Here is a 25,852-nt window from a genome sequence, read left to right on the forward strand (position 1 = left end):
TTGATAGGCTTTGAGAATACCTTAGCGTTAGCGTTAATGGCACCCGCCATTACGCTAACGCAACGGAGCTACTTACGCCGCTTCGTAAGCCGCTTTTAAGCGGTAGAACTCATCAACAATCGCTGCCATTTCAGTCGCGTCATACTCACATAAGCCGCTGACCACTAATTTCTTCGAGCCTACTCCAACCGCTTCTCCTGCAGACTCAATCGAGAACTCAAGTAAAGCATCAGCACGCTTGCCCTGAACCTCTAACGATGAACTCGTTAGGGCTAAGTTTGGCGAGAAACCGTCTAAGCGCTCTAAGGAAAACCCCATGCTGTCGTAAATAACCAAGGGGCGCTTGGGGTTAAACATTACCCCGTGCTGCTCCATCAAAGGCTTTAAATAGTGAGGAAAGTTCTTCCCTGAGAACGCCACATAGCAGCGGGCAAACGCCTCAATAGCCGCTTCATCGTGAGTAATCTCCCCCCCACGAGTCACCTGCAGGTAGCATTTGCCTCCTTCATCGCAGACAAGTAGATCACCATTCGCTTCTTCACTAAACTTGAGTGGTGTATCAGCTCCCACCATATTGGTGAAGCGAAATTCCATTTGTCGCGACAACCCAAACTTCACCAGCACCAGCGTAAATAGCAGGTCTCCAGGTACGCAAAAACGGCGCGCATCTGGATTGTGAATCGGGTTGTAATCGCCGGCCACGCCCTTAGCGAAACGGCTGGCCTGCTCAGCAGAGATCACAACATACTCTCCGCGTTGCGCGTAAAAATCCTTGAACATGGCTTTGCTGCCTGCCTAGCGTTGAAATCGAAAACCCATTACGGCCCCACGACGCGCATAATGCCATAAAACACGCGCCGACAGGAGTCATCTGCAAGGAAGCCCGTATGCCGAACAAGTACCTTAGGTCAAAACGTCTACCCCGCATCCTACTACTCACGCTATTAAGCGCTTTGATAGCGGCATTGGTATGGGTATTTGGCAGCTCTTGGCTGCTGAATAGCCAATGGCTACCCAAACGGCTGTCTCAAATTGAGGGGGTCGAAGTACGCTGGACGAATGCAAACAGCCTTCACCCAGGGCGCTGGGAAGTAGAGAACCTCTACTTAGCACGGGAAGACGACAGCTTGCCGATATCCGTTGAAGCCCAACGTGCAACGCTTTCGCTGTCGTTACTAGCACTTCTGCGCGGCGAACTACACATACAGACACTCGATGCCAACGGGCTTCGCCGCTTGACAGTAGGCGATATTGCTCTCGAGGCACAAGGCCAGCTGCAGGTGGCGGATACCCAGCTAAGTCGCGCTGCGTTAGCCGTTCCAAGTGTGTCGTTGGATATCAGCCAAGGTCACCTAATACGCCTTAGCGACCAAGCCTCGTTAGTACAAAATATCCAGTTGCGCGCAGATGCCTCTCTGGACAGTGTTACTACCGCGCAAATTCCCCGCGCAGAGCTCACCGCTGAACTGCTCAGCGCCCTCTCCGCACAACTGACCCTCGCAGCGCAGGCAGATGCTTGGGATGTATTTATGCCCTATTTAGAAGCGCTGCCCTGGCTGACACTTGATGGTCACGGCAACTTAGCGGGAGAACTTAACCTAAGCGATGGCAAGCTACAGCATGGCAGCGAGCTAACCTTAAATGCCCCCGAATTACGCTTAGCGGTGAACGAACAGCGCCTGCAACCCCGCGAAACAGACGACCTGCGTTGGTTGGTTGCAGAAACAACGCTTCCGCTCCACACCGCCGTTGGTGAAGGCGCCGTGCGCTTGGCGGTAGAAGACAACATGCTCAACTTTTCAACGCAACTCATCAATGTCGTCTTGGCGGATACCCACCCTTATGCCACTAATACGCAACTTCACCTAGCGACCAGTATGCCCAATCAACGCTTAGACCAGTTAGATCTGCCCACTGGCGCCTTGTTGGAACTACAAGGCGACGTCACTCGCCTGGACATGCTTGATCGCTATCTGGCACACACTTTTGATGGCCAAGGGGTTCGGCTTGAAGGTAACGGCCAAATTGAAGCCAGCGTGACGCTACGTGACGCCAAGCCTCATGACGCCTTCTTAGCGATTCAAGCACCAACACTCGCGGCTAATTTAGTTGATTTCACGGCTCAAGGAAGTGGCTCGTTGGCCGCACAACTGTCCAGCGAAGAGACGATAGACGCGACACTCACCTTCACTGACGCCACCCTTAGCCACCATCAGCGAACGTTGATGGCGGACGCGGCCATTACGTTGAATGCGCTTAGCCCACTGAACCCCGCGCTAGCGCGAGAAAACGCCACTGCCCGCCTAACCTGGCAGTCCGCGCGCTTACCTGACATCAGCGTGTTACAAACTTATCTTAAAGCCGCCCTGCCCGACCCGGCTCCATTACAATTGCTTAGCGGCCAAGCGACTAGCCGTGGACAGCTCGACTTCACCGCCGATCAAATGCGCGGTGAGATCTTTTTAACAGGAGAGCAACTAGCCACCCGCTGGCAACACACTGAACAGAACGGCGTACTGGAAAGCGACGCACAGCTTAGGTTAGCCATTCGCCAAGCTGCTCTTGATGGCACAAGGCTTGATATCAGCGGATCACGTCTGCGCTGGCAAGTGGCGGATACGCAGTCTACCAATGAGCGTTTAGAGAGTATTTTAGTGCTCAATGACGGCCGTTTTCAGCGCAGCGACAGTAACGGTGATGAAGATAAACCGCTCAGTGGTGAGTTTTCACTCGAAGGTAGCATTCAGCAGCTGGGATTCTTAAATACCTTTTTACCCGACGCCCATGGCTTGGCAATTGCGGGTAACGGCCAACTGTTCGCTCAAGGGGCTTTTCGTAATGACCATTTACTTGCCCCCACCCGCCTACGAGTGAATGCCAATCAGCTTGAGGTGGCATTTTTAGATTACGTCGCCACTGGGCGTGGCGAATTGACTGCCCAGCTCGACACGTCTGAGCAGGCCCAGCTTTCACTAGGCATTCCACACTTTGCGCTTATGCGCCAGGACGATGACCGCCCCCATTTGGAAGGCCGCCACTTTGCCCTCACAACCGAAACTGAACGTTTCAGTGACGTGCTGGACTCGCCAGAGCCCGATTTCTTCACTACTCGCATCGCACTGCCTATTACGGAGGTGCCCGACTTCACCCGCTATAACCGTTACCTACCTGAAAATGCCGGGGTTATCTTATTGGGCGGCCAAGCTAGCCTAACCAGCGAATGGCTGCTGGATGGGCTTACCGCCCAGGGTGACATGACACTGCGTGCGTTTGGTGCCGAACTAGCGCTACTTGATCAGCAGCTAAAAGGCGATGTTGAACTGCATCTGCAACTCACCGAAGGTGATTTAGAGACACGGCGTTTCAACGCCAATGACTCGTTTCTGCGTCTTGAAAACGTCTTTCGGCAAAGCTCGGAAGGCACACAAGATGCTGGCTGGTGGGTACAACTCACGATGGAAGAAGCGCAGCTTGAGTGGGACGACCCAATTCGTCTAACCAGCCAACTGCGTCTTGGCATGCGCGACACCGGGCTACTGGCCCGGCTCTTTCTCGCCCGCGCCAGACAAAGTGATTGGCTGGGGCGGTTATTAAACGTGCATGACATTAACGGTAGCGCGCAGCTTCAGATCAACGGCGAACGCATACGCCTACATGATCTCACGCTTAGCGGCGGACCACTTTTGCTGCTTTCCGATGTCACCTTAGCTGAAAAAAGCGCCAATGGTGCGCTCTATGCACACCTTGGCGCTCTAGGGATAGGTGTAGAGCTGATCGACAGCGAACCCACGTTAAAGGTACTGCAACCAAAACGCTGGTTTGATCGCTGGCGAGAAGCAAATGCGTTTTGAAAGACAAAGAAAAAGAAGGAAGCAGAGGCAAACACGCCTTCCTTTCGCGGCATCACCAAAGGAAGGCCACCCGGCTAACGTTTTTTACGCTCTCGCCGGATCATCCGTACCCGCTCTTTAGCTTTCTGAGGGGTTGATAGCGGTGCCGAAGCCTCATCTTGCGTTTTCGGTGGTAGCGTAACCCAGGCAAATACCGGTAGCGCCAGATGCCAGTGAATCGCCGCTAGGCGCAACCCAAGTGTCACCGTTAATGCAGCTGCAATCGCAAAGGTTAGCGGCGCCTCTAACGCATCGAACACCACATACACCATGCCACCCGCCAAGGCTGCCGTTGCGTAGATCTCTTCACGGAGCACCATGGGCACCCGCTGGGCTAGCACATCACGAATCATACCACCCGCTACCCCTGTCATCATGCCCATTAACACCGCCACAACGCCTGATGTGCCCAGTAGCAGTGCTTTATGGGTGCCTATGACAGTAAATAGCGCCAGCCCAAACGCATCCGCAACGGGCAAAAAGCCCCGAGAGAGGCGATGAATATAGTGAAACCCCACCAAAGACACACCCACTGTGGCTAATATCACCCACAAATAGGTCGGATCAGTCACCCAGAAGACCGGACGGACGCCCAGCACCAAATCTCTGAGTGTGCCGCCGCCAATGCCGGTCACCGCCGCCAGCACCAGCATGCCGAAGGGGTCCATTCGCGAACGACAGGCTAAAATCACACCTGACAAGGCGAATACGATGACACCCGCCATATCCAACCAATAAATCACACCCGACACGCGACTCTCCTTGGAGACATGCTAATAAGGCGAGCAGGATAGCACTCCTATGAGTACTCGGGTCATAGCGAAGAAGATGAGATCACTAATCAGTGGCTGTCATGCAGTACGCAGGCCAATATACGCTGAGTAGGTTAGGCTAGTGGACAGCTTCATCCATAAACAGCAAGGAGCACACATGGACTGGAACCCTGCTTATACTTGGCTGGTGATTGCTCTGCTGCTAAGTCTCGCAGAATTGACGTCTGGCGCAATGTTACTGCTTGCGCTGGGAATTGCTGCGGCGCTGACCGCTGCGGTAACTGCACTAGGGTTATCGCTGCCGTGGCAGTTACTTAGTATGGGGATTTTCGCGGGTGTCTTAGTGCCTTTAGGCGTTATGGTTATTCGTCCGCGCTTTTCGCCAAAAGGTGTGGCCTACGGCACGACCGGCACGGGCGTTGAAAAAGGTAATCATTACAAAACACTGGTTCGCGACTTTGACAACGCCACTGGCATTAAAGTGAACGGTGATTTCTACCGTTTGCGTGTCATTGAGAGCGGTGATACCGACTTGCCGCCAGGAACCCGAGTCATCTTTAAGCGCTTTGAAGGTACGACGGCCTTAGTGACGCTGACACCTCCAGATAACGCTAGCCCCCAGGATGCAATTTCCCCACGCAAGGAGCCATAAGCATGAATAATCTCATGGATTTATCAATTAGCCCAGGCCTGCTTATCAGCCTGATTATTGTCGTTATTGGCGTGCTCATCATCTCGAAAGGATTGGTCATTGTTCGCCAGTCAGAAGTGATGGTGATTGAGCGATTAGGTTCGTTTCATCGCGTACTTGAAAGCGGCATCAACATCATTATTCCGTTTATTGAGCAGCCACGCGCGATCACAATGCTGCGCTATCGCAAAATGGGCGAAGACTACACAGCCATTACCAGCGATGAAATCCGCATTGACCGCCGTGAAACGGTCATGGACTTCCCGGGCCAGCCAGTCGTCACCACGGATAACGTCACCGTGAGGATCAACGGCGCGCTTTACTATCAAATTATCGACCCTAAACGAGCTGTCTATGAAGTAGAGAATATGAGCCAAGCAGTCGAGGTTTTGGCTAAAACCACGCTTCGCTCAGTGGTCGGTAAGATGGAGCTAGATAAACTGTTTGAGTCTCGTGCCGAAGTTAACAATGAAATCCAGGCAGCGATGGAAGAGCCCGCTTCCAAATGGGGTGTCAAAATCTCTCGGGTAGAGGTGCAGGATATCGCCATGCCAGAAGAGGTAGAGTCTGCGATGCGCCTGCAGATGGCTGCTGAACGTAAACGCCGCGCCACAGTGACAGAAGCAGAAGGTGAAAAGTCTGCAGCCATTGCAATGGCTCAAGGACAGCGTGAGTCGGCCATTCTTAACGCCCAGGGGGATAAAGAGTCGGCGATTTTACGCGCTCAAGGTGAGCAGGAATCCATCAAACTCGTGCTTAGTGCCATCGGCGATAGCGAAGAGAACAAGCGCACCGTAGTTGGCTATCTACTTGGCCAAAGCTATATCAAAGGGCTGCCCAACATGGCGAAAGATGGTGAGCGGGTATTCGTGCCTTACGAGTCCTCTGCTCTACTGGGCTCAATGGGTATGTTCCGCGAAATGGCAGGATCACCTGAAGATACTGTCGCCAACCATCTCAAAAATCGCAACAGCAGCGAGAGCGGCTTCCGCAGCGGCATCGTAGGCGGCGCCGCATCCACTTAAAAAGTATGCTTTTAATAATACTGCGCTAGTTACTATTTCTATCAACTATTTCTATCAACTACTTCTATCAGCTATTTCTATCAGCGACGCAAAACCTGCCAAGGCTGGGCCAACAGAGGCCCAGCTCATTTCGCCACTTCCTAGAAACATTTATTAACGTTGACGAAACAACCATCGCCTTGGGCATATTTTTAGTTAAACTGGGAAGAATCTTTGCTGTTTGCCTCATGTGCGCCTCAATCAACTCGTAGGCTTTGATTGAAGTACTTACAAGAAGAAGGATCATAATCAGAGGATTAGACGTTCATCATGCTGCCTCGTTGGCTTGCCATACGTCATTACACTCAGCTGCTCCTAATACTGACCACGCTTGTGATGCTTCCAAGCGGGCTTTTCGCTGCTTCCCCGCCACAACCACTGCAAAGTTGGGAATATCGCTGGGGCGATTCTCCTCAGGATTCAAATAATCGCCTTCTATGGCTGCACAGCAACGCAAGCGAGTGGCAGGCGATTGACTCTCCACTTAACCCGCCTGGCCGCGAGGGGCACGAACATCTCTGGTTACGCACGACGCTACCCTCCGGAGACTGGAACGATCCAGTTCTCTTTATCACTAGCATGAATCTTATCGGACAGGTTTATCTAGGTGACAAACTTATTTACCAATACGGCGAGTTTGACGCTCAGGGTAAGGGGAGCTTTGCAGGTTGGCCCTGGCATATGATCGACTTACCCGACGATGCTGCCGGGCAATTGCTCACTTTTCGCTTCTACTCTTACTACACCAGCATCGGTCTATGGGGCCAAGTACAAGTGATGGAACGTAGTGATGTACTAAATCAGGTTATTCACGACTCCGCTCAGGATCTTGGCGTGAGTGCGCTGGTGTTGGTGCTGGCAATTCTGGCAACTATTTTCGCGTTGATAGGGCCGCAACGCCAAGGCTTTGGTGCCATTGCGCTGTTTGCCTATGCTTCAGGGTTGATGTTGCTTGCTGAAACTCCTGCTCGCCAGCTAATTTCAGATGGCGCTCTGGGTTGGGACATGTTGCGAGCGGGCAGCTACTATACACTGCCAGTGGCATTGGGCTTATTACTCAGCAACTGGCTGGAAGGCACGGCCAAACACTGGATCACACGGCTATGGGTTACCCATCTGCTATACCTCGTTTTCGCTATGGGTTTAGTTTTGTTGGGCGTGATCAGTCTTTCGCTTACTTTTCCCATCTTTGACGTCATGCTAGCCATCTCGCTCCCTGTCATGTTGGTGCTAGCACTCATGCGCTTTCAATGGCTGAATGTGGAGCAGCGACTACTAGTAGTGAGTTTTACTTTCTTCGCCCCACTGCTGTTAGCCGACATGGCCGTCGCCCATGGTTTTGTAGCCTGGCGCAGCGTTCCTTTAAGCTATGGAACATTAGCTTTCACTGTCGCCAACGCTGCTATTTTTCTGTGGCACTATCGCCATACTCAACAACAACTTGCCCTTGCAAATGAAACTCTTGAGCAACAAGTAGCGTCCCGTACCGCTGATCTTGACCGACTCGTTCAGGAGTTAGATAGCCTATCCCGCAAAGATCCATTGACGGGTCTGCATAATCGTCGCCACTTCGACTCAGCATTTGAGCACCAGTGCCAGCGAGTACGACAGCCTACCAGCCAACTCTCTGTACTGATGCTGGATGTGGACTATTTCAAACAGATCAACGACGATTTTGGTCATGATGCAGGAGACGCCGTTCTGGTGGATATTGCACAGTTGCTGCGACAACATCTACGTGATCTCGACGTCATCTGTCGTTTTGGTGGGGAGGAATTTGTTGCCTTGCTGCCTGCCACATCGCGAACTGTTGCCGAATCCAGAGCAAAAGCACTGCTAATATCCATCTCGCAAGCGGCATTTGCTCATCAGGGTATACCGCTTCGGCAGATCACGCTTTCCTGCGGTATCGCCACTTACCCTGATCACACCCAAGACCCCAAGACATTGCTACGACTTGCCGACGAGGCACTTTATCAAGCAAAACACAGCGGGCGAAACCGCTGTGTTGTTTGGGAAGACTCTCTTGAAGATAAAGGCTTTTTATTCAGTAAACAGCAAACACTATGAACGTTAATGGCGTGGATTGTTAAGCAGAATCTGTCTTCAAAAAGTGCTCCACAAACACCTTATAGTCTTGAGATACACAGTCGGCATAGGCAATTGCCAGGGTCGTCACTACCTCAATAAACTGCGCTTCGCGACCTTCTAAACGTTGGCATACCGCGTTAGCAAATGGTGCTGACTGACCACGGTGAAGCGCCTGAGCACCGCGCACATGTTCACGTGCGAGAATTTCACCCCATTGGCGCGCTAATTTACGGTAAGACTTTCCCCCTGAAAGCTTATGAGTAGGCACATCTTTTTTAAACGGAGAGCGCTCCCGCACCGAAAAAACTTTGCCATTCATGGTCAGCCAACCCAAGTAGGCATCGGGGTGTTCGGCAATGGCATGAAATGCCGCTGCATGGCGAATGCCTTCATTAGGAAATAACTTTCGCCACGCCTGTTGCTGGGCTTTATTCATTAAGCCATAAGCTTCCGGTGCTACTTGTTCTTTAACATCTAATATAACGTCGTCGTGTTCATGATCCGCGCCACCCTCAATCAAAACATAATAACGCTCTACGCCTAACGACCCCGTTCCCGCATCAAGGCGGCGAACGGTGTCTTTGACACGAAAATGTTTTGGGTCACTCTCTTTGATCGGGTGCTGTAACGTCTGTTGATATTCTTGCTCAATCAAACGACGCAGCTGGCTGGCGACATCTGCTGGTAAGTTCGCAAGCTTCCCAGAGCGCTCAGCGAACATGCGCCCTTTCTGACTATCGAGGGTTGTCCATTTTTCCAGCATACGCGCCCGACTCTGCTTATCTGCGACGTTGCCCATGAAGGCCTTCAATGGTCCCTTGGCGCTATCCAGAGTCACCGCTTCAATGGGTTGCTCGTTTGTCAGCTTATCTTTTTCATAAGCTTCTTGGTTATAAACAGCTAGCGTATGGATATACCCCTCTAACAGCTTTTTCAGCGCTTTATTCGTCGCTTTAGAACTTAACGCGGCGTTTTCACGGCTATCCAGTACCACGCTGATCGCCAACCGCCATACATCGTATTGATAGTCACCTATCAACGCGTCATCGAAGTCATCCATACCGTAGCGCACTTGGTCATCGTGATGACCATAAGCGCCGAAGTTATAAACGTGCGCATCGCCCTGAAGCCACGTTTGGGTATTAGGCCATCCACCGAATAGCGCAAAGCGCCAGTCGTGCCAAACGTCTTGCCAATACAAGTGATTAGTTCCACGAAAGAATCGGTAGGGAGACACGGCCATTTTGGCGTACTTTGCTTGGCGGTGCGCTGCATTGAGCGGCGCATTCACCTGCTGAATTGCCTCAATCACTTGTTGTGGGCGGTTATGCCCGGTTAATGCATGGCTCATCGCGGTGCCTTTATCGGTGCGTAAAAAGCAGTCTGCTATTAGCGTAGGCGATAAACGTTAACAGAATAAGTCATTAGCAGATTATGCCCATGTCCAGCTAACTAGCACCGCCAGATTGACCAAAACAGTCATCCAGAATATACGCCTGAAGGCGCGCTTTTGTGTTTTGTGGCGAAGCCATTGCTGTGCAACCATTGCCCCAGGCCAGCCGCCCAATAGTGACAACACATGCAAGGTATTTTCGGAAATCCGCTGCGCGTTTTTTTGTGCGGCGGATTTATCTACCACATAAGTAAGACATGTCACCACGCTGACCGCTAGGTAGATGAACAGCAACCACATAGGTAGCTTTTCGATGACGACCGCGGCGGCCAGTAGCGCAAAAAATGTCAGCGTTATGACCAGTGACCGCCCCACAGTGCCTTTCACGTGCCGAGGTGCGCTAGCCTTTCTATTCAACATGAGTGTTTTGCTCCTTTCCTTGAGCCTCGATTATTCTGTTGATGAGCCCCCATCACAACGACAGCAAATCAACGCAGACACTCACGAACGCCCCACCGCTCAAAAGCTCGGCTATTCGTGTTCTTGCAAAGCAGCTAAAAGCGGGCTTTCTGCCAACGAACCGCCCCAGCCATCGCTGTGCACCAACTCATTTAATGAAAGCCGGGAGCGCCAGCCTTTTGCCTCCAGCTCGGGCTGATCTAAAAACGTGCTGACGTAGCCAAGGCAAAGATAAGCCAACGGATAAACATGTTCAGGCAACTTCAACGCCGTGCCTAGCTGATCTTGGTCAAGAATACTTACCCAGCCAACACCAATGCCCTCTGCCCGCGCTGCCAGCCAGAGGTTTTGCACGGCTAAACACGTACTAAATAGGTCGGTATCCACAATGCTATTGCGCCCTAGCACATGGGGGCCTCCCCGGCTGCGGTCACAAGTAATGCAGAGGTTAATCGGACTTTCTAATATGCCTTGGAGCTTCAATCCTTTGTAGCGCTCCTTGCGCTCTCCCTCAAACCGCTCAGCGGCTTTTTGGTTTTCTCGCTCGAACATCGCCACTATCGCCGCTCTAACCTCGCGGCTTTCGATCACAATGAAATCCCAGGGCTGCATAAAGCCTACCGAGGGAGCATGGTGGGCTGCCTTTAAAAGCTTGGCCAGAATTTCCGGGGCAATCGGGTCGGGCAAGAACTGTGAACGCACATCGCGCCGTTCATAAATGGCGCGGTATAACCCGCGCTTCTCAGCATCTGAAAAGTGGTGACTCGGGGTACTCATTGGGTGTAAGGCCTTTGATAATACAAATATAGGTGCAGCCTACCCCAGAACTTCGCTGCGTTCATGAATAGAGCAATACAGAGTTAGATTCCAAGCAGCGGTGAGTCGTATGATCTGGAATACACGCTCTATCAACTGCCATATACCTGCTAACGCCCCAGCCCGCCAACATCACCGGCCAGGGCGAACGCATCCTTAAAAAGCGCTTGGATGTCAGAATGGGTGTGTATCGATAAATCTCCTCGCCCCATTTTTGCCCAGCTGTCATCAGGCCCCATGAAATGGCCACAAAATACACCGCCCTTCAGTAGTGAACGCGTAAGGTTTTGCCAAGCGCTGGCAAATAGCCCAGGGTCACAAAAAAACAGGCTTGAGCATGCATTAATGAGCGCAGTTCTGGGATACACAAACTGTTCAAAGCAGGACACGTTAGGAAATAGAGTTTGATGAATATAACGCCCTCCAACCTCCTCCAGACGCGCTATCGCTTCATCGCTTTTATCATAGGCATGCACTGTATAGCCGTGTTCTACCATGAATAGTGCATCGCGCCCTGCTCCGCAGCCTGCATCAACGGCGACCATAGGCAAGGTAGTGTCCACAACACCAAGCGCCCGCTTTAATGGCGGATAAACCGCAGCGCTGAGTGACTTTTCGAGATATATCTGCTCGCTCATTCCAACACCTCAACGCTTTAACAAATGGGCGCAGCAGATATCGATGTGTAAGCAGTTATGGCACACATCACTACTGCTCCAATCCCGCTAAAAACTGCTTCAGCAGAGCATCTAATTGCGCCAATTGTTCTTCACTTAGGCCACTCACCAGTTGCGCCTGCGCTTCCACATGAGCGGTAACCGCCTCATCAATCAATTCAAATCCACGCTGTGAAAGAGAGATCAAAAAACCGCGCCCATCCTCTGGGTTTTTGACCCGCTCAATCAAACCAGCCTTTTCCAACAGGTTGATACGGTGAGTCATGGTGCCAGAGGTCACCATCGTGGAAGCCATTAACCCCCCTGGCGATAGCGCAAAAGGGGGGCCTTCTCGACGAAGGGTCGCCAAAACGTCAAAACTTGCACCGTTCAGCCCGTACTTTGTCCAGGTCTTTTCCAGTTCACGGGTTAAGCAGTAGCTCAGTCGCTTAATCCGCCCAAGGGTGGCCATCGGTGCAACATTAAGGTCAGGCCTTTCCTGTCGCCACTGATTAAGAATTCTATCCACATGATCCCTATCCACATGATCCCTATCTACATGATCTATATCCATATTATCCATATAAGTACCGCGCTCCTGATTATTACTTAGCTCATTTATCTTGACGTCAAGATAACCTGCATATATCTTGATATCAAGACATTAATTGAGAGCATATCTAATGGCATTATCAAACACAATTGCTACACACTCACCAAAAAGGGTCTGGCTTGCACCACTGATTTACCTACTGTCAGGCGGCGCACTACTAGGCCTATCAACAAACTTGGCTAAATTTGCTGGTGAAATGCAGCTATCTGCACTCGCATTTCTGTTTTGGTCAATCACTGGGGCGGCGTTAATTCTGTTGGCCGTCTCAGCACTGCGTGGTCATTTACCGCCTATTAGCTTGCGTTCGGTTGAGTACTACTCCGTATCTGCACTGCTTGGCGTGGCTGGCTCTAACTTGATCTTTTTCTCCGCTATCCCACATGTGGGTGCTGGGTTCGTTGCCTTGATCATTACGCTACCGCCGCTGCTCACCTACATTGGTGCGCTGTTATTGAAAATAGAAAAATTTCAATTTATTCGAGCGGCTGGTGTTATGTCTGCGCTGTTGGGTGCCATCACCTTAGCAGCCAATAAGCTATCGTCACCTGATGCCAATCACCTCTGGATTCTGATTGCCCTGGCTGGCCCAGTACTCTTAGCCACCGGCAACATCTACCGGACTCTGCGCTGGCCTGCAGGTGTGTCGAGCGGTGCTCTGGCCCCCGGCATGCTGATTGCCGCCGTTGTAATCCTGCTAGGAATAGGCTTCTTACCAGGCTTTTCGTTGCGTGTTCCAACTCAACACCACTTGCCCATCATGCTGATTGCACTCCAAGCGCTAGTGTTCGCTGGCCAGTTCTTTCTACTGTTCCTGCTACAGAAAAGCGGTGGCCCCGTATTCCTGAGCTTATTGGGTTCCGTCGGCGCTGTCGTGGGGGTGCCTGTTGCTATCTTCCTGCAGGGAGAAGCCGCCCCAGAGGGCCTACTCCTAGGCATTGTCTTAATTGGCGCAGGTATTCTCCTGCTCAATATTGGCAAAGCCAAACAGCTTTCTCGTACTAACTGAATATCTACTCAATCAAGATCCACTAAACCAAGGAATAACTAGCATGAAAATCGCGATACTGGGTGCCGCAGGTGACGTCGGAACACGCATTATGAGTGAGGCGTTAGCGCGGGGGCATCACGTCACAGGCGTAGTAAGAGCTGAAAGTCAGCGTAATAAGCTACCTGCTGAGGCAAGCTACTGTGTTGCCGATATATCAGACCCGCGCCAGCTAGCACAGGTGGTCGAAGGCCAGGATTTATTGATCAGCGCTGTTCGCCCACCAGAGGGGCAGGAAGCGCTGCTGGTGACACTCACGGATGTGGTTCTCAACAGCGCCCTCGCCGAACAACGTGTGCTATTAGTGGGCGGAGCCGCTCGATTGCTAATTCCCGGACGCAACGGAGAAACGGTGTTAACCGCCCCCGACTTTCTACCGGCAACGGCACTAGAAATTGCCAAGGCTTGCCAAGCACAGTATCAACGGTGCCTTGCCGAAACTCGCACAGCATGGACCTACTTCTCTCCTGCCGCCATGCTCGTCCCTGGAAAACGGACAGGCACCTTTCGTCTTGGCTCGGACACTCTTGTCATGGATAAGAACGGGGAATCGCGTATTTCAATGGAGGATTTTGCAGTGGCGATGCTTGATGAAGCAGAAACGCCAACACATATTCAACAGGCATTTACCGTAGGATATTAAGCCGATAAGACGCGGTACACCGAGTGCTAGGGAGCCTCTGGTTAGCTCTCGACGCTTTAATCATCATGTTTAGCGAGAAGCGCTTGATTGGCTTCCGCTATTTCATACTGATTAAACACCCGTATACCATGCTGGCGGAGCAGTGCGGCGGTTACTCCCATGCCTGGCACTTTTTTACCGGAAAAACTGCCATCATAGATAGCGGAACTTCCGCATGATGGGCTAGATTCAGCGAGTACCGCGACGTTTATATTAAATTTAAGGCATAAATCTAGAGCAACGGAAGCCCCCGCCAAAAACTCGGCAGTGACATTGGCTCCCTCTTTTTCAATCACATCGGCTTCGCCATTTATTACGCTCTGACCACTGCCTTCAAAAATCTCTGCAGGCTGTCTGGGAATACTCATCCCCGCCTCAACCTCAGGGCAGACAGAAACGATTCGCCTTTCAGAATGCCACTGCTCAATAATCTGGTCAGCCACGGGAAGAGCTCCACCATCATAGCGAACCTTTTTCCCTAAGAGGCAGGCACTCATTAATACTTTTTTCAAAATATCGATCTCTAGTTTTGGTGGTTAGTCGTTAGAGCACTTAGCGAATACTATCACTCCCCTCCTAACCACTCTCCCTGAGCCGAGAACATTGCAGGTGCGCCATAGGCTTACCACGCAATAAAAAAACCTGCAAGACCAATAAGTTGCAGTCATATACGATTAACGCCAAGGCTGTGCCTTGGCGTTTTTGCTGGGTGTACTTCTTACCCCAACTGAAACGGGTAAACTGATCCCACTTTTAGCAATTGCGTCAGCTCATCTAACGCCGTGAGCACTTCTGTGGCGAGCTTAGGGTCGGCCAGGTCATCTGCCGCAAGGCGATCACGGTAATGGCGATTGACCCAAGCAGTCAGATCATCGTACAGCGCATCATTCATTAATACGCGGCCGGTCAACGCTGCCCGTTCGGCTTCGGATAGGGCAACCCGCAGGCGCAAGCAAGCGGGGCCTCCGCCGTTGCGCATGCTCTGTTTAACATCTTTAACGACCACATCACTAATCGGATTATTGCCCGCCAGAATAAAGTCCTGGATCGTGCGCCAAACCGCGTCACGCTCTTGGCATTCGCTGGGCACGACCAGCGTCATGGTGCCATCCGGATTGGAAAGGAGCTGGGAGTTAAACAGGTACGACGCTACCGCATCTTCCATACTCACCGCATCTAGCGACACCCGCACAGGAATCAGTGGTGTGGACATTTTGCTACGCAGCTCATCTAAGGTGCGCGCTTCATCCAAAAAGGCCATTTCGTGATAGAGCAATACGGGGCCATTACCCACGGCAATGACATCGTTGTGGAAGACACCCGCATCGATAGCATCCGGATGCTGCTGAGCAAACACCGTTTGTGCATCCGTTAACCCATGCTGGCGGGCCACTGCTTGACTGGCTTCCAGGGTTTGCCGAGCAGGGAAGCGTTTTGGCTCACGTTCGCCGCTACGCACGTCACCAAATGCTTGACGACCATACACAAAAAGGTGAACGCCTGGTTCGCCATGTTCCCCGCATAGCCGGGTGTGATTGGCCGCGCCTTCATCAGAAAAAGCAGGCGTTGCTGGCAGTACCGGGTGATGAGCAAAGTGCTGCTCATCATGGAAAATAGCCTGCAGCACACGGCCGGTGGTTTGCGGCTCGAGGTAGCGATGAAAACTGGACTGCAGGTTAGCCGGCGTAAAATGCACTCGGCGGTCAGGCGCATCAACACTCGGGGTAACGGTGCCTGCGTTGGCCGTCCACATACTGGAAGCTGAGCAGACCGCCCTCAGCAGTTGGGGTGCCTCTTTGGCGGCACGGTTCAGCACGTCGCTATTGCTACCGCTGAAGCCTAAATCCCGTAATGCGCCCACATCAGGGCGCTGTTGAGGGGGTAATACGCCCTGAGCGTAGCCAGCATCCATCAGTGACTTCATTTTCAGAAGCCCTTGCAGTGCGCCCTCTTTAGGGTTGGACACCAGGCCACCATGACTCATCGACGCCACGTTGCCATGAGCCAGCCCTGAGTAGTTGTGGGTGGGCCCGACCAAGCCGTCAAAATTGACTTCTCTGACACTGTTATTAACCGCGTTGCTATTCACCACGTCGCTCATAGGTTGACTCCTGGCGGTAGCGTTTCCGGCATTTCCAAGCTATCGGCCTCCATCGACGCCACTGGATAAGCGCAGTAGTCCGCCGCATAGTAAGCACTGGGGCGGTGGTTACCGCTGTCACCTACGCCACCAAAGGGAGCGTCGCCAGAAGCCCCAGTGGTTTGGCGGTTCCAGTTCACGATGCCCGCACGAATGCGCAGCAGGAAGTCGTCCCAGTCAGCTTTATCACCACCGATGAGTCCTGCAGACAAGCCGTAGCGTGTATCGTTGGCAAGGGCTAACGCTTCATCCCAATCGCTGTAACGATGGATTTTCAGCAGTGGGCCGAAATGCTCTTCATCGGGCACGTCCAACCCTGTGACATCAATCAGCGCCGGGCTTAATAGACTGGTGTTCTCTTTAAGGCGCTGCATCCGGTTAATCACCGTACCGCCCAGGGCTTCCAACTCGTCTTGCGCCTTAAGCAAGCCATCGGCAGCCGCCACGCTGACCAAGCCGCCATAGAACGGCGCCGCCGGTGCTTCTTCAAATTGCCCTGCCACGTGTAGCTTGGCGATAGCGTCGGAAAGCGCGTCGATCAGGCGATCGCCAACGTCCCCTTGCGGCACCATCAAGCGGCGGGCGCAGGTGCAGCGCTGACCACCGGATAAAAATGCCGATTGCAGAATAGTCAGTACGGCAGCACGCTCGTCGTCGACATCTTTCACCACCAGCGGGTTGTTGCCGCCCAATTCCAGCGCCAGGATTTTATCCAACTGCCCGGCGAACTGCTGCTGCAACATGCCACCCACTTTAGCGCTGCCCGTAAACAGCAGGCCGTCAATGCCGGGGTGCGCTGCCAAAGCTTGGCCTACAGCGACACCACCCTGCACTAAGTTAATCACCCCTGCAGGCAGCCCCGCTTCCACCCAGCACTGCAGGGTTAAATCGGCGGTCAGCGGGGTTTGGTCGCTAGGCTTAAACACCACGGTATTACCGGCGAGCAACGCGGGTACCATATGGCCATTGGGCAGGTGGCCGGGAAAATTGTAGGGGCCAAAGACCACCATGACACCGTGGGGGCGATGGCGCAGTACAGCTTTCGCACTACCCACCTCTTTTTCCCGCTCACCAGTGCGCTCATGATAAGCCTTGATAGACAACGCCACCTTTCCGACCATCGCGCCAGCTTCAGTGCGTGCTTCCCAAAGCGGCTTGCCGGTCTCAGAGGCAATCGCTACCGCTAACTCTTCACGACGGGCGGTAAGTACCTCAACAAAACGCTCAACAAGTGCTTGGCGCTCAGCAAACGTAGTGCGCGCCCATTCAGGAAAAGCTACACGCGCGGCATCAATAGCGGCGCCAACCTGTGCGCTTGAAGCCGAAGCACCTTGCCACAGCAGTGTTCCTGAAACCGGATCGTGCTTTGTGAAGGTATCGGCATCGCCCGTTACCCAGGCGCCGTTAATCAGTTGCTGCTGTTGGGCGTGCATGTTTATCTCCTTCCCGTATGCGTGCTTGTTGTGCGAGCTTGTTATGTATATTTATTCTGAAAGACTGTTTAAAACCGTTCTTGAAAAGCTATTTTTGAAAAACGGTTCTTGAAAAACTAGGTTTCCAATAAGCGTAGGTAGTCACCCGTCGTCACGCCCAGGCGATCCGCTTCTTGCGGGTTAAGCACGATGGTGTTTTCCTCGCTGGGTCCGCGGCCTATCCAACTGGCGGTGAAGTTAAGCATCTCGGTAGAGGCTGCCAGCCAGCGGCTGACGCTTTCGTCGGGAGCATTTTGAGAAACTTCCACTTGGCAGAGCTGCGAATTACGAATCGCTCGCACGTCGTCAATATAGGCTTCCACCGTGGGGCCACCATCGAAAATATCGATATAGCCTTCCCAGCGCAGTCCCTCTTTCTTAAGCATTTCAAGGGCTGGCCGAGTATGGCGGTGCACTTGGCCAATACAGGCACGTGCCTCTTCAGACATAAAGGTGGTGTAGATCGGGAACTTAGGCATCAGCTCACCGATAAAGCTTTTCTGGCCTAGCCCGGTTAACCGATCAGCCTCACTAAAGTCCATGGGAAAAAAGTGTTTACCCAGGCTTTCCCAAAAGGGGCTGGTGTTATTCTCATCAAACACACCGCGCATTTCCGCCAGCACTTTTTGCGGAAAACGGTCACGAAACTGAGCAATAAACAGCCAGCGAGCTTTGGAAAGCAGCGCACCATTACGTAGGTGCTTATTTGCTTCGCCGCGATATTCAGGGCGTAAGAACAGCGAGCATACTTCCGCATCGCCGGTATGATCAGAGCTTAAAAATAGCGTGTCGATTGTACGGTGCAAGTCTAACTGCACCGAGGAGTGCGCCAATGTACCTAACCGGTAATTATAAAATGGCACTTCACGACCTACTTGGCCTTCAATAGCACAGCAGCCCGCTAATTCTCCGCTCTGTTCATCTTCCAGTACAAAGAAATAGAGTCGATCATCAGCTGGCGTGCGCTCTTCAAAGGCACGGGCAGCGGCTTCAATTTTTCCAGCCAAAAACTCACGGTTATCCGGCAGTGAGGTAAAGCCAACGCCTGCCTGTTGCGCAAGCGCCTGGAGCCCATCCAAATCGTCTCGGGCAATGGGTCGAATGCGCATTACATTTCTCCTTCATCAAGCGCATCTACCGCGCCTGGCAGGCTTAACGGCGCTACCAGCACCGCGCGCCCCTCTTCAACAGCCAACCGTTTAGCGTGCTGTGGTGAAAGCATTAATTGCCCAGTAGGCGAAAGCGCATAACGCGCCACAATACAGCGGAAATCACCTAAGGTTTGGTTGGCAATCATCGCTGGCTCTGCATCGGGCAATGCGTGTTCAGGGCGTACCCTGACAGGATGCCAGGCAGCACGACGGAAGGTTTCCAATCGCTCACGCTCGGCTTTTACAATCGGCCCTGCGTCGAAAATATCGACATGGCGAGAGCGCACAAAGCCTTCTGCCAGCATTTCTGCTAGTGCATCTTCATGGGCGGGATGCTCTCGGCCAATGGCAGCGCGTGCCTGAGGCGTTAGCAGCGGTAGATAAAGCGGAAATTGCGGCATCACTTCAGCAATAAAGCTTTTCGAGCGAACGCCTGCAATGTGATTCATTTCTTGGAAGCTGCGCGCAAAAAAGTGGCGACCGACGCTTTCCCAAAAAGGCGATTCGTTTTTACCATCCAGATAGCCCGGAAAGGCGACCGCCAGAATGCGTGAAAAACGCTCGGGGTATTGAGCAATGAACATTAGTCGCGCACGGCGTAACAGGCTTTCAGCACTGGTGCCTTTGTAGCGCGGGTTAAGCGATAGCGCGCAGAGCAGTGTGGCATCAGAGGCTTCATGAGAAAGCGCCAAGGTTTGCACTTCCCGGCGCACATTCAGCTGTTGAGAAGCATGAATCAGCGTTTCCTGGCGATAGGTGTAGTAGGCTTCTGCTGCGCCTGCCTGGGCACGAATAGTCGCCGTGCCTAGCACTTCCTCGCGGTCATCATCCGCCAGCACAAACATATAATGCTCGTTACCAGGGAACTCTATTTCACTATTAAAGGCTTCCTGGGAGCGCACGATGCGCTCCTCAAGCCGATCACGGTTGGCGGGCAGGTTGGTGAGCCGCGGCACCGCGTGCTCAGCCAACTGCTCCAGGGCTGGAAGATCAGCCATTGTTACCGGTCGAATTACCAGCATCCTTAACGCCCCCTCTTGTGTGGCTTCTTGCCTACTCATGCGCTGGCAACTAGCCGCTCAATAGCACGCTCTAAACGCGCCATACCCTCAGCAATATCTTCTTCCGGAATGACTAAAGATGGCGCCATGCGTAGCACGTTGGGACCAGCAATCAGGGCCATCACACCCTCTTCAATAGCCAACGGCAGAATGTCTTTAGCGCGGCCTTCAAAGGCATCTGACATTTGTGCGCCCATCAGCATTCCCATGCCGCGAATTTCTTTAAATACGCCATATTTGCGGTTGATGGTTTCTAAATGCTCGCGGAACAGGTCGTGACGGTGCTTAACGCCGTTAAGTACTTCAGGAGTATCAATGAATTCCACAGCCGCTAGAGCAACCGCAGATGCCAACGCATTGCCACCATAGGTAGAGCCATGAGTGCCAATTGCCAGAGATTTCGCAATCGCATCCGTGGTTAAGGTGGCACCAATCGGGAAGCCGCCGCCCAATGACTTGGCACTGGTGAGAATATCCGGAGTGATACCGAAATTTTTGTAGGCGTAAAGTTCACCGCTGCGGCCAACGCCCGTTTGTACTTCGTCAAAAATCAGCAGCGCGTTGTGTTCGTCACACAGATCACGCAGGCCCTGAAGGAACTCTTGGGTCGCGGGAACAATGCCGCCTTCGCCCTGCATCGGCTCAACCATAATGGCACAGGTATCGTCGCCCACTAGCTTGCGTACGCTTTCCAGGTCATTGAAGTTGGCATGCAGAATGCCGCCTGGCACTGGGCCAAAGCCTTGAGAATACTTGGGTTGACCACCCACACTCACGGTGAAGAAAGTGCGGCCATGGAAAGACTGATAAAACGAGATAATTTTATCTTTCTGCTCGCCATGGTGATCTACCGCCCAACGGCGAGCTAGCTTCAGCGCCGCTTCGTTAGCTTCGCCACCGGATGAGCACAAGAACACTTTATCGGCAAAAGTACGCTCAGTGAGTGTTTTGGCAAGCGCCAGTGCTGGCTCGTTGGTAAATACGTTAGACAGGTGCCAAAGCTTTTCGCCCTGCTCTTTAAGCGCATTCACTAGCACCGGGTGACAGTGGCCAAGCGAGTTCACTGCAATACCACCAGCAAAGTCGATATATTCACGCCCCTGCTGATCCCACAAGCGGCTGCCTTTGCCACGCACTGGAATAATCTGTTGTGGCGAGTAGTTTGGCGCCATGTAGTTATCGAAATCCTGACGGCTTGGGGTGTAGCTCATGGGACGATACCTCCGGTGGAGTAAAGGATTGATTCAGTATACGGGGGGCAATAGACGCCGTGCTTTCAGTATTGGGACGGTAAATTATGAAAAGCCGCGCTTATCCAAGCCGTTCTTCCCGCGGTGTAATGCCAAAGTGATTACGATAGGCAGTAGAAAAGTGCGCACCAGAAGAGAATCCGGTCATCAGCGCGATATCACCTACCGGCCGATCACTCTCTCTTAATTGTTTACGCGCATCTTGTAGGCGCAAATCCAGGTAATAGCGGCTAGGTACTGCCTGCAGATACTTTTTGAACAGTCGCTCTAGCTGGCGTCGAGAAATACCCAAATGCTCGGCCAGCTCTAGCGTAGAAAGCGGCTCTTCAATATTAGCTTCCATCAACGTGACGGCATCTACCAGGCTTTGTGGCGCATGGCCAAGGCGATTACGCAGTGGTACATGCTGGCGTTCATCGGCTAAGCGAATGCGATCACAAACGAACTGCTCTGAAACCTGCTCGGCAAGGCGCTGGCCGTGATGCTTGCCAATCAGCGTTAGCATCATATCCATTGCCGCAGTGCCACCGGCACAGGTTATCCGATCGCGGTCAATTTCAAACAGTTGCTGAGAAAGCGTGACCTGAGGATAAGCCTGTGCAAACGCATCGAAGCGCTGCCAGGGCAATGTGGCGCGGTAGCCTTCTAATAGCCCGCAACGGGCAAGCACTTCCGTGCCTCCCGCAAGGCCACCAATAGCCACACCTCTGCCCTGATGACTGCGCAGCCACTCATTTAGCTTGGCGGGCAGTGCATAGGGTAGTGGTGTAGGGGCACATACCAACAGCATATCAAGCGGACCAAGCGGCGCGCCTAAGACATGTTGAGCGAGTAAGGAAAGTTGTGCGCCACTGCGCACAGGCTCATCGGTTAAGCTTAACGTAACGGTGTGGTAAAGCATCTGCCCGCTTAGCTGATTGGCCATCTGCAGCGGCTCGATAGCGCTCGCATGGGCCAACAGCGAAAAACCAGGCAGCAACACAAAGGCCACCCGCCGACGTTCACTGGCGGATGACATCAACGTACTTGAGGACATAACAAGTTGCTTTGCTGCATAGAAATCGCCGCCAACTTAGATAAATTGCTAGAGAAAAAGCCATCTTACCCAATTGCGCAAGTGAAGGCAGCGCTATGGCTCTTAAAACTAAAATAGGAGGCATAAATACAAAATTGCCGGGCACTAGGCCCGGCAACAGAAGGAGTATGTGTCTTGGTTAACCGCCGCTATTGCCAAGCCCCAGGATGACAATTCCCGCAACGATAATGCCCATCACGATAATGACTAAAGGAAGCACCTTATGTAGCCCGTTAGGGGACTTTTTCGCTTCTGGCTGCCGTTGCGGCTGAGATGTTTCATAGTCCTCAGGCAGACGTTCATTCATTACGTGCTCTATCTCTTCTTCCCGGGTTTTGCTTTCCTTGGTATCCATACAACACCTCTCGCTTTCCGGTTAGATGATCAACAGCGCGGCGATTAACTCTCCTCGTCACGCTTAGCGCTATAGTGTAACGACATCAAAGTGAACATCAGGGTTCACATCTGCGTCGTAATCTACGTCATCACGTTCGAAGCCAAACAGCTTCAAAAATTCGTGCTTATATCCAGCATAGTCGGTAATTTCGAATAGGTTCTCTGTCGTGACGGCTGGCCATAGGTCCTGGCAGGCTTTTTGTACGTCGTCACGCAGCTCCCAGTCATCAAGACGTAGGCGGCCTTGGTCGTCAGTAGCCATATCGTCATGCTGACCAGAATAGAGACGCTCACCAAACAAACGGTTTAATTGGTCAATCGTACCTTCATGCAGGCCCTGCTCTTTCATGATGCGGTAGACCATGGCGATATACAGCGGCATGACTGGAATCGCGGCACTCGCCTGGGTAACGACCGACTTAAGTACGGCAACATTGGCACCACCGCCTGTCTCTTTCAGCTTGGCATCAATCGCAGCCGCGGCGCGATCAAGATCTTCTTTCGCTTTACCCAACGCACCGTGCCAGTAAATCGGCCAGGTAATTTCAGTACCGATATAGCTAAACGCTACGCTACGCGCGCCTTTCGCCAGCACACCCGCGTCGTCCAGGGCGCTCATCCATAGCTCCCAGTCCTCACCGCCCATTACTGTGATGGTATCGTCGATCTCTTGCTGAGTGGCAGGCTCGACTTCTGCCTCGATGATGGCGTCTTTATTCGTATCAATCGCGGTAGCGCGATACGTTTCACCAATCGGCTTCAGGCTCGAGCGCTTTACTTCCCCAGTATCTGGCAACTTGCGCACTGGTGAAGCTAGGGAGTACACCACCAGGTCAACTTCACCCATGTCCTGTTTGATCAACTCGATGGCTTTTTCACGCGCTTCGTTAGAGAACGCATCACCATTGATTGATTTACTGTACAGGCCTTCTTGCTTGGCAAACTTGTCAAATGCGGCACTGTTGTACCAACCAGCAGTGCCGGTTTTTTTCTCACTACTAGGCTTTTCAAAGAAGACGCCTAGGGTATCAGCGCCATAACCAAAGGCAGCCGTTATACGCGCTGCCAAGCCGTAGCCGCTAGAAGCACCAATCACCAATACCTTTTTTGGGCCTTGGCTTCTATCTAAACCACGAGCACGGGTCGCTTCGATCTGTTCCAGAACGTTTTGCTCGCAGCCTTTAGGATGAGTGGTGGTGCAGATAAAGCCACGCACTTTTGGTTTAATGATCACATTGGACCCCTTTATCAGATTGATGTCGCTATCAGCATGGCAGTGCCATTACCGTGTGGGGGTATTCTAGCGGTCTAGACGCGCCCTGTCCGCTCTTGAGCTTCTTCGCCATTCACGGCAGGATAGCGACCAGACAACTCCTTGCCGACGAGACCCTGATGAACGCACAGCAGCTAGTCGATGAACGCGGCGACCTATGGCTTGCTCTTGCGCCGCTATGGCTGGACCGTGAGCCGAGCGAGCGTGACTACGCCCATATGATTGAGATGATCGAACAGCATGATATGTCGCTGAAAGAGCTAGAGTGGATGTTCCGCTTGGAGCTTGCTCCAGTGATGGCGAGGCACCAGCTGTCTATTGCCAGTGAATGGCGAAAATTCGATGACTATGCGCTGATGAAGCAGTTGGTAAGCCACAACTTGCGCCTGAAAGGCTGGCGGCGCAAAAGTTGGGCGCTGTTTTCTGGATTAACCACGATGATGGTTCGTCATCGCTGGGTAGAGTTAATGCAGCGACTAATGGTTACCCGTGGCGAGCTCTAACCGTTTAGCTTGCTCTTTACTCTTTATCAAGGGCGGCTTCCAGCGCAAGCCGCAGTGACAGACCATGATCCTTGGGAGCAAACCGCGCGATCACCCTGCCATCGCGTCCCACCAAGAACTTGGTAAAATTCCACTTGATCGCTTTGGTGCCTAACACGCCCGGTGCTTGTTGTTTAAGCACCACAAACAGTGGGTGGGCGTTTGGACCATTCACTGACACTTTTTCCATTAGTGGAAAGCTGACGCCAAACTGCTGTTCGCCGAAGATACAGAAAGCCTCTGCACTCTCCGGCGACTGCTTACCAAACTGGTTACAGGGGAAGCCAAGCACCGTAAAGCCACGGTCTCGGTAGCGCTGGTACAAACTTTCCAGCTCTTTTAACTGCGGGGTAAAGCCACACTTACTGGCCACATTAACGACCAACAACACTTGCCCGCGCAGCGCCCGCAAGTTAAATGGCTTGCCTTGATGGGTATAACAATCCTGCTCATAAATCATCATCGCAAGGCCCCCTAAATGACTCCACCAGCATAGGCTTTACCATGCCACGGCATTGGCAGTTACACCAGTGCGGCTTATCAACTAATCGGCCCTGCAACAACGCGCAGCGCCAGTGCAATAAGCAGCACCCCAGTGATTCGATTGATCCAGTGGGCATGGCGCTGGAGCCAAGGCAATACACGAGAGTGTGAAAGCCCTACTGCTACTAAAACATACCAGCCCCCATCAATAATAATCGCAGTTGCGACGATAATTGCCTTGGCAAGGACACTCATTTCAGGCGTCACGAACTGACTTAATAGCGCCACAAAAAAAATGATCAACTTGGGATTACCCAGCGCCACCAGCACCCCTTCCTTGGCAGCTTGTCGCGGCGTCGTCACTGCGGCATCGGGGGATAGCGCTCCACCTCTGCCCGCCCGTAGTGCTTTTATTCCAAGCCAGGCTAAATAGGCCGCCCCACACCATGTCACTAGTTGAAATAAATCTGGATGGCGCACAATAAGCGCACCTAAGCCCCATACGGTGAGCAACGCATAGAACCCAACGCCCAGCGCATGAAAGATCGCAGCCGTCATGCCGGGTAAGCGACCACCTCCTAACGTATGGCGCAGTACCAGTGCCAGGCTAGGTCCTGGTGACATCGCCCCCATGGCACAGATAGCGGCCAGCGATAGCCAGAGTGACAACGGCATTTTTCTCTCCTTGAAAGACAACAATGTAGGTTGGCTGAGTATACGACAGTCGCACAAGCGTTTAGCGAATAAATCCATCCCCTTAAATAACGCTGTTAGCATGGTACGCTGTTGGGTAAAATTTTCCCCTTTTTGAAAACGATGACGCCTGCTATGCAGGC

25 protein-coding genes are annotated in these 25,852 nt (G+C 52.5%); 7 read left to right on the forward strand and 18 right to left on the reverse strand.

The annotated features are described in order from the left end of the window. Positions 1-72: 72 nt before the first annotated feature. Positions 73-780, reverse strand: a complete 708-nt coding sequence (locus K7H08_RS06985) for a DUF3581 family protein (protein ID WP_038477280.1) — start codon at positions 778-780, stop codon at positions 73-75. 107 nt (positions 781-887) lie between these two features. Between K7H08_RS06985 and K7H08_RS06990 the strand changes: the two genes are divergently transcribed. Next, a complete protein-coding gene (locus K7H08_RS06990) occupies positions 888-3,851 on the forward strand; it encodes a hypothetical protein (protein ID WP_231657546.1) in 2,964 nt (987 codons plus the stop codon). A 74-nt stretch (positions 3,852-3,925) separates the two neighbouring features. Here the strand turns inward: K7H08_RS06990 and K7H08_RS06995 are convergent, their stop codons facing one another. Further along, positions 3,926-4,642 (reverse strand): trimeric intracellular cation channel family protein, encoded by a 717-nt coding sequence (locus tag K7H08_RS06995; RefSeq protein WP_084183582.1) that lies wholly within the window; start codon positions 4,640-4,642, stop codon positions 3,926-3,928. Positions 4,643-4,820: 178 nt separating this feature from the next. Here K7H08_RS06995 and K7H08_RS07000 point away from each other — a divergent pair, with 178 nt between their 5' ends. The 3 genes from K7H08_RS07000 to K7H08_RS07010 all read left to right on the forward strand — a co-directional run bounded on the left by K7H08_RS07000 (position 4,821) and on the right by K7H08_RS07010 (position 8,488). Then, complete coding sequence (locus K7H08_RS07000) at positions 4,821-5,315, forward strand: NfeD family protein (RefSeq protein WP_231657547.1); 495 nt, start codon at positions 4,821-4,823, stop codon at positions 5,313-5,315. Positions 5,316-5,329: 14 nt separating this feature from the next. Continuing rightward, complete coding sequence (locus K7H08_RS07005) at positions 5,330-6,379, forward strand: SPFH domain-containing protein (protein ID WP_038486155.1); 1,050 nt, start codon at positions 5,330-5,332, stop codon at positions 6,377-6,379. 309 nt (positions 6,380-6,688) lie between these two features. Continuing rightward, positions 6,689-8,488 carry a GGDEF domain-containing protein gene (locus K7H08_RS07010; RefSeq protein WP_231657548.1) on the forward strand — a complete coding sequence of 600 codons (1,800 nt, stop codon included), beginning with the start codon at positions 6,689-6,691 and terminating at the stop codon, positions 8,486-8,488. Between the two features lie 19 nt (positions 8,489-8,507). On the opposite strand, the gene K7H08_RS07015 is transcribed toward K7H08_RS07010, so the two are convergent. The 5 genes from K7H08_RS07015 to K7H08_RS07035 all read right to left on the reverse strand — a co-directional run bounded on the left by K7H08_RS07015 (position 8,508) and on the right by K7H08_RS07035 (position 12,416). Then, positions 8,508-9,860 carry a DUF2252 domain-containing protein gene (locus tag K7H08_RS07015; protein ID WP_231657549.1) on the reverse strand — a complete coding sequence of 451 codons (1,353 nt, stop codon included), beginning with the start codon at positions 9,858-9,860 and terminating at the stop codon, positions 8,508-8,510. 81 nt (positions 9,861-9,941) lie between these two features. Then, positions 9,942-10,322 carry a DUF1294 domain-containing protein gene (locus K7H08_RS07020; protein ID WP_038477295.1) on the reverse strand — a complete coding sequence of 127 codons (381 nt, stop codon included), beginning with the start codon at positions 10,320-10,322 and terminating at the stop codon, positions 9,942-9,944. Between the two features lie 111 nt (positions 10,323-10,433). Next, complete coding sequence (gene bluB / locus K7H08_RS07025; protein ID WP_038477298.1) at positions 10,434-11,138, reverse strand: 5,6-dimethylbenzimidazole synthase; 705 nt, start codon at positions 11,136-11,138, stop codon at positions 10,434-10,436. Between the two features lie 149 nt (positions 11,139-11,287). Beyond that, on the reverse strand, positions 11,288-11,815 hold the full coding sequence (locus K7H08_RS07030; RefSeq protein WP_231657550.1) for a class I SAM-dependent methyltransferase: 528 nt from the start codon (positions 11,813-11,815) through the stop codon (positions 11,288-11,290). A 70-nt stretch (positions 11,816-11,885) separates the two neighbouring features. After that, a complete protein-coding gene (locus K7H08_RS07035; protein ID WP_231657551.1) occupies positions 11,886-12,416 on the reverse strand; it encodes a MarR family winged helix-turn-helix transcriptional regulator in 531 nt (176 codons plus the stop codon). A gap of 100 nt (positions 12,417-12,516) precedes the next feature. Here K7H08_RS07035 and K7H08_RS07040 point away from each other — a divergent pair, with 100 nt between their 5' ends. Continuing rightward, positions 12,517-13,452, forward strand: a complete 936-nt coding sequence (locus K7H08_RS07040; RefSeq protein ID WP_231657552.1) for a DMT family transporter — start codon at positions 12,517-12,519, stop codon at positions 13,450-13,452. A 43-nt stretch (positions 13,453-13,495) separates the two neighbouring features. Next, entirely contained in the window at positions 13,496-14,134 is a 639-nt protein-coding gene (locus K7H08_RS07045) for an NAD(P)-dependent oxidoreductase (protein WP_231657553.1), read from the forward strand. Between the two features lie 56 nt (positions 14,135-14,190). Here the strand turns inward: K7H08_RS07045 and K7H08_RS07050 are convergent, their stop codons facing one another. The 9 genes from K7H08_RS07050 to fabV form a co-directional block, all read right to left on the reverse strand. Beyond that, positions 14,191-14,685, reverse strand: coding sequence for a DUF523 domain-containing protein (locus K7H08_RS07050; RefSeq protein WP_231657554.1), 495 nt, complete (start codon positions 14,683-14,685; stop codon positions 14,191-14,193). Positions 14,686-14,891: 206 nt separating this feature from the next. Then, positions 14,892-16,274: an N-succinylarginine dihydrolase gene (astB, locus tag K7H08_RS07055; RefSeq protein WP_231657555.1), complete on the reverse strand. Its 1,383-nt coding sequence runs from the start codon at positions 16,272-16,274 to the stop codon at positions 14,892-14,894. Beyond that, the gene (astD, locus tag K7H08_RS07060) at positions 16,271-17,746 is read right to left on the reverse strand and encodes a succinylglutamate-semialdehyde dehydrogenase (protein ID WP_231657556.1); all 1,476 of its coding nucleotides are present in this window, start codon (positions 17,744-17,746) and stop codon (positions 16,271-16,273) included. Before astD ends, astB begins: the two co-directional genes overlap by 4 nt. Before the next feature lie 116 nt (positions 17,747-17,862). Beyond that, positions 17,863-18,894, reverse strand: coding sequence for an arginine N-succinyltransferase (gene astA / locus K7H08_RS07065; RefSeq protein WP_231657557.1), 1,032 nt, complete (start codon positions 18,892-18,894; stop codon positions 17,863-17,865). After that, positions 18,894-19,958 carry an arginine N-succinyltransferase gene (locus K7H08_RS07070; RefSeq protein ID WP_038477333.1) on the reverse strand — a complete coding sequence of 355 codons (1,065 nt, stop codon included), beginning with the start codon at positions 19,956-19,958 and terminating at the stop codon, positions 18,894-18,896. Before K7H08_RS07070 ends, astA begins: the two co-directional genes overlap by 1 nt. 35 nt (positions 19,959-19,993) lie before the next feature. Continuing rightward, entirely contained in the window at positions 19,994-21,208 is a 1,215-nt protein-coding gene (locus tag K7H08_RS07075) for an aspartate aminotransferase family protein (RefSeq protein WP_095603918.1), read from the reverse strand. A 100-nt stretch (positions 21,209-21,308) separates the two neighbouring features. Further along, a complete protein-coding gene (locus K7H08_RS07080) occupies positions 21,309-22,283 on the reverse strand; it encodes a GlxA family transcriptional regulator (RefSeq protein WP_174412707.1) in 975 nt (324 codons plus the stop codon). A 178-nt stretch (positions 22,284-22,461) separates the two neighbouring features. Next, positions 22,462-22,677, reverse strand: coding sequence for a hypothetical protein (locus tag K7H08_RS07085; RefSeq protein WP_038477338.1), 216 nt, complete (start codon positions 22,675-22,677; stop codon positions 22,462-22,464). A gap of 69 nt (positions 22,678-22,746) precedes the next feature. Beyond that, positions 22,747-23,952 (reverse strand): enoyl-ACP reductase FabV, encoded by a 1,206-nt coding sequence (gene fabV, locus K7H08_RS07090; protein WP_038477340.1) that lies wholly within the window; start codon positions 23,950-23,952, stop codon positions 22,747-22,749. 158 nt (positions 23,953-24,110) lie between these two features. Between fabV and K7H08_RS07095 the strand changes: the two genes are divergently transcribed. Continuing rightward, a complete protein-coding gene (locus K7H08_RS07095; RefSeq protein WP_038477342.1) occupies positions 24,111-24,494 on the forward strand; it encodes a DUF7079 family protein in 384 nt (127 codons plus the stop codon). Positions 24,495-24,510: 16 nt separating this feature from the next. Here K7H08_RS07095 and K7H08_RS07100 read toward each other — a convergent pair whose 3' ends face one another. Next, on the reverse strand, positions 24,511-24,996 hold the full coding sequence (locus K7H08_RS07100; RefSeq protein WP_231657558.1) for a glutathione peroxidase: 486 nt from the start codon (positions 24,994-24,996) through the stop codon (positions 24,511-24,513). A 77-nt stretch (positions 24,997-25,073) separates the two neighbouring features. Then, positions 25,074-25,691 carry a LysE family translocator gene (locus K7H08_RS07105; protein WP_051626348.1) on the reverse strand — a complete coding sequence of 206 codons (618 nt, stop codon included), beginning with the start codon at positions 25,689-25,691 and terminating at the stop codon, positions 25,074-25,076. Positions 25,692-25,852: the final 161 nt, after the last annotated feature.

This window comes from Halomonas sp. IOP_6, from assembly GCF_021151565.1.
Classification (GTDB): Bacteria; Pseudomonadota; Gammaproteobacteria; order Pseudomonadales; family Halomonadaceae; genus Vreelandella; species Vreelandella alkaliphila.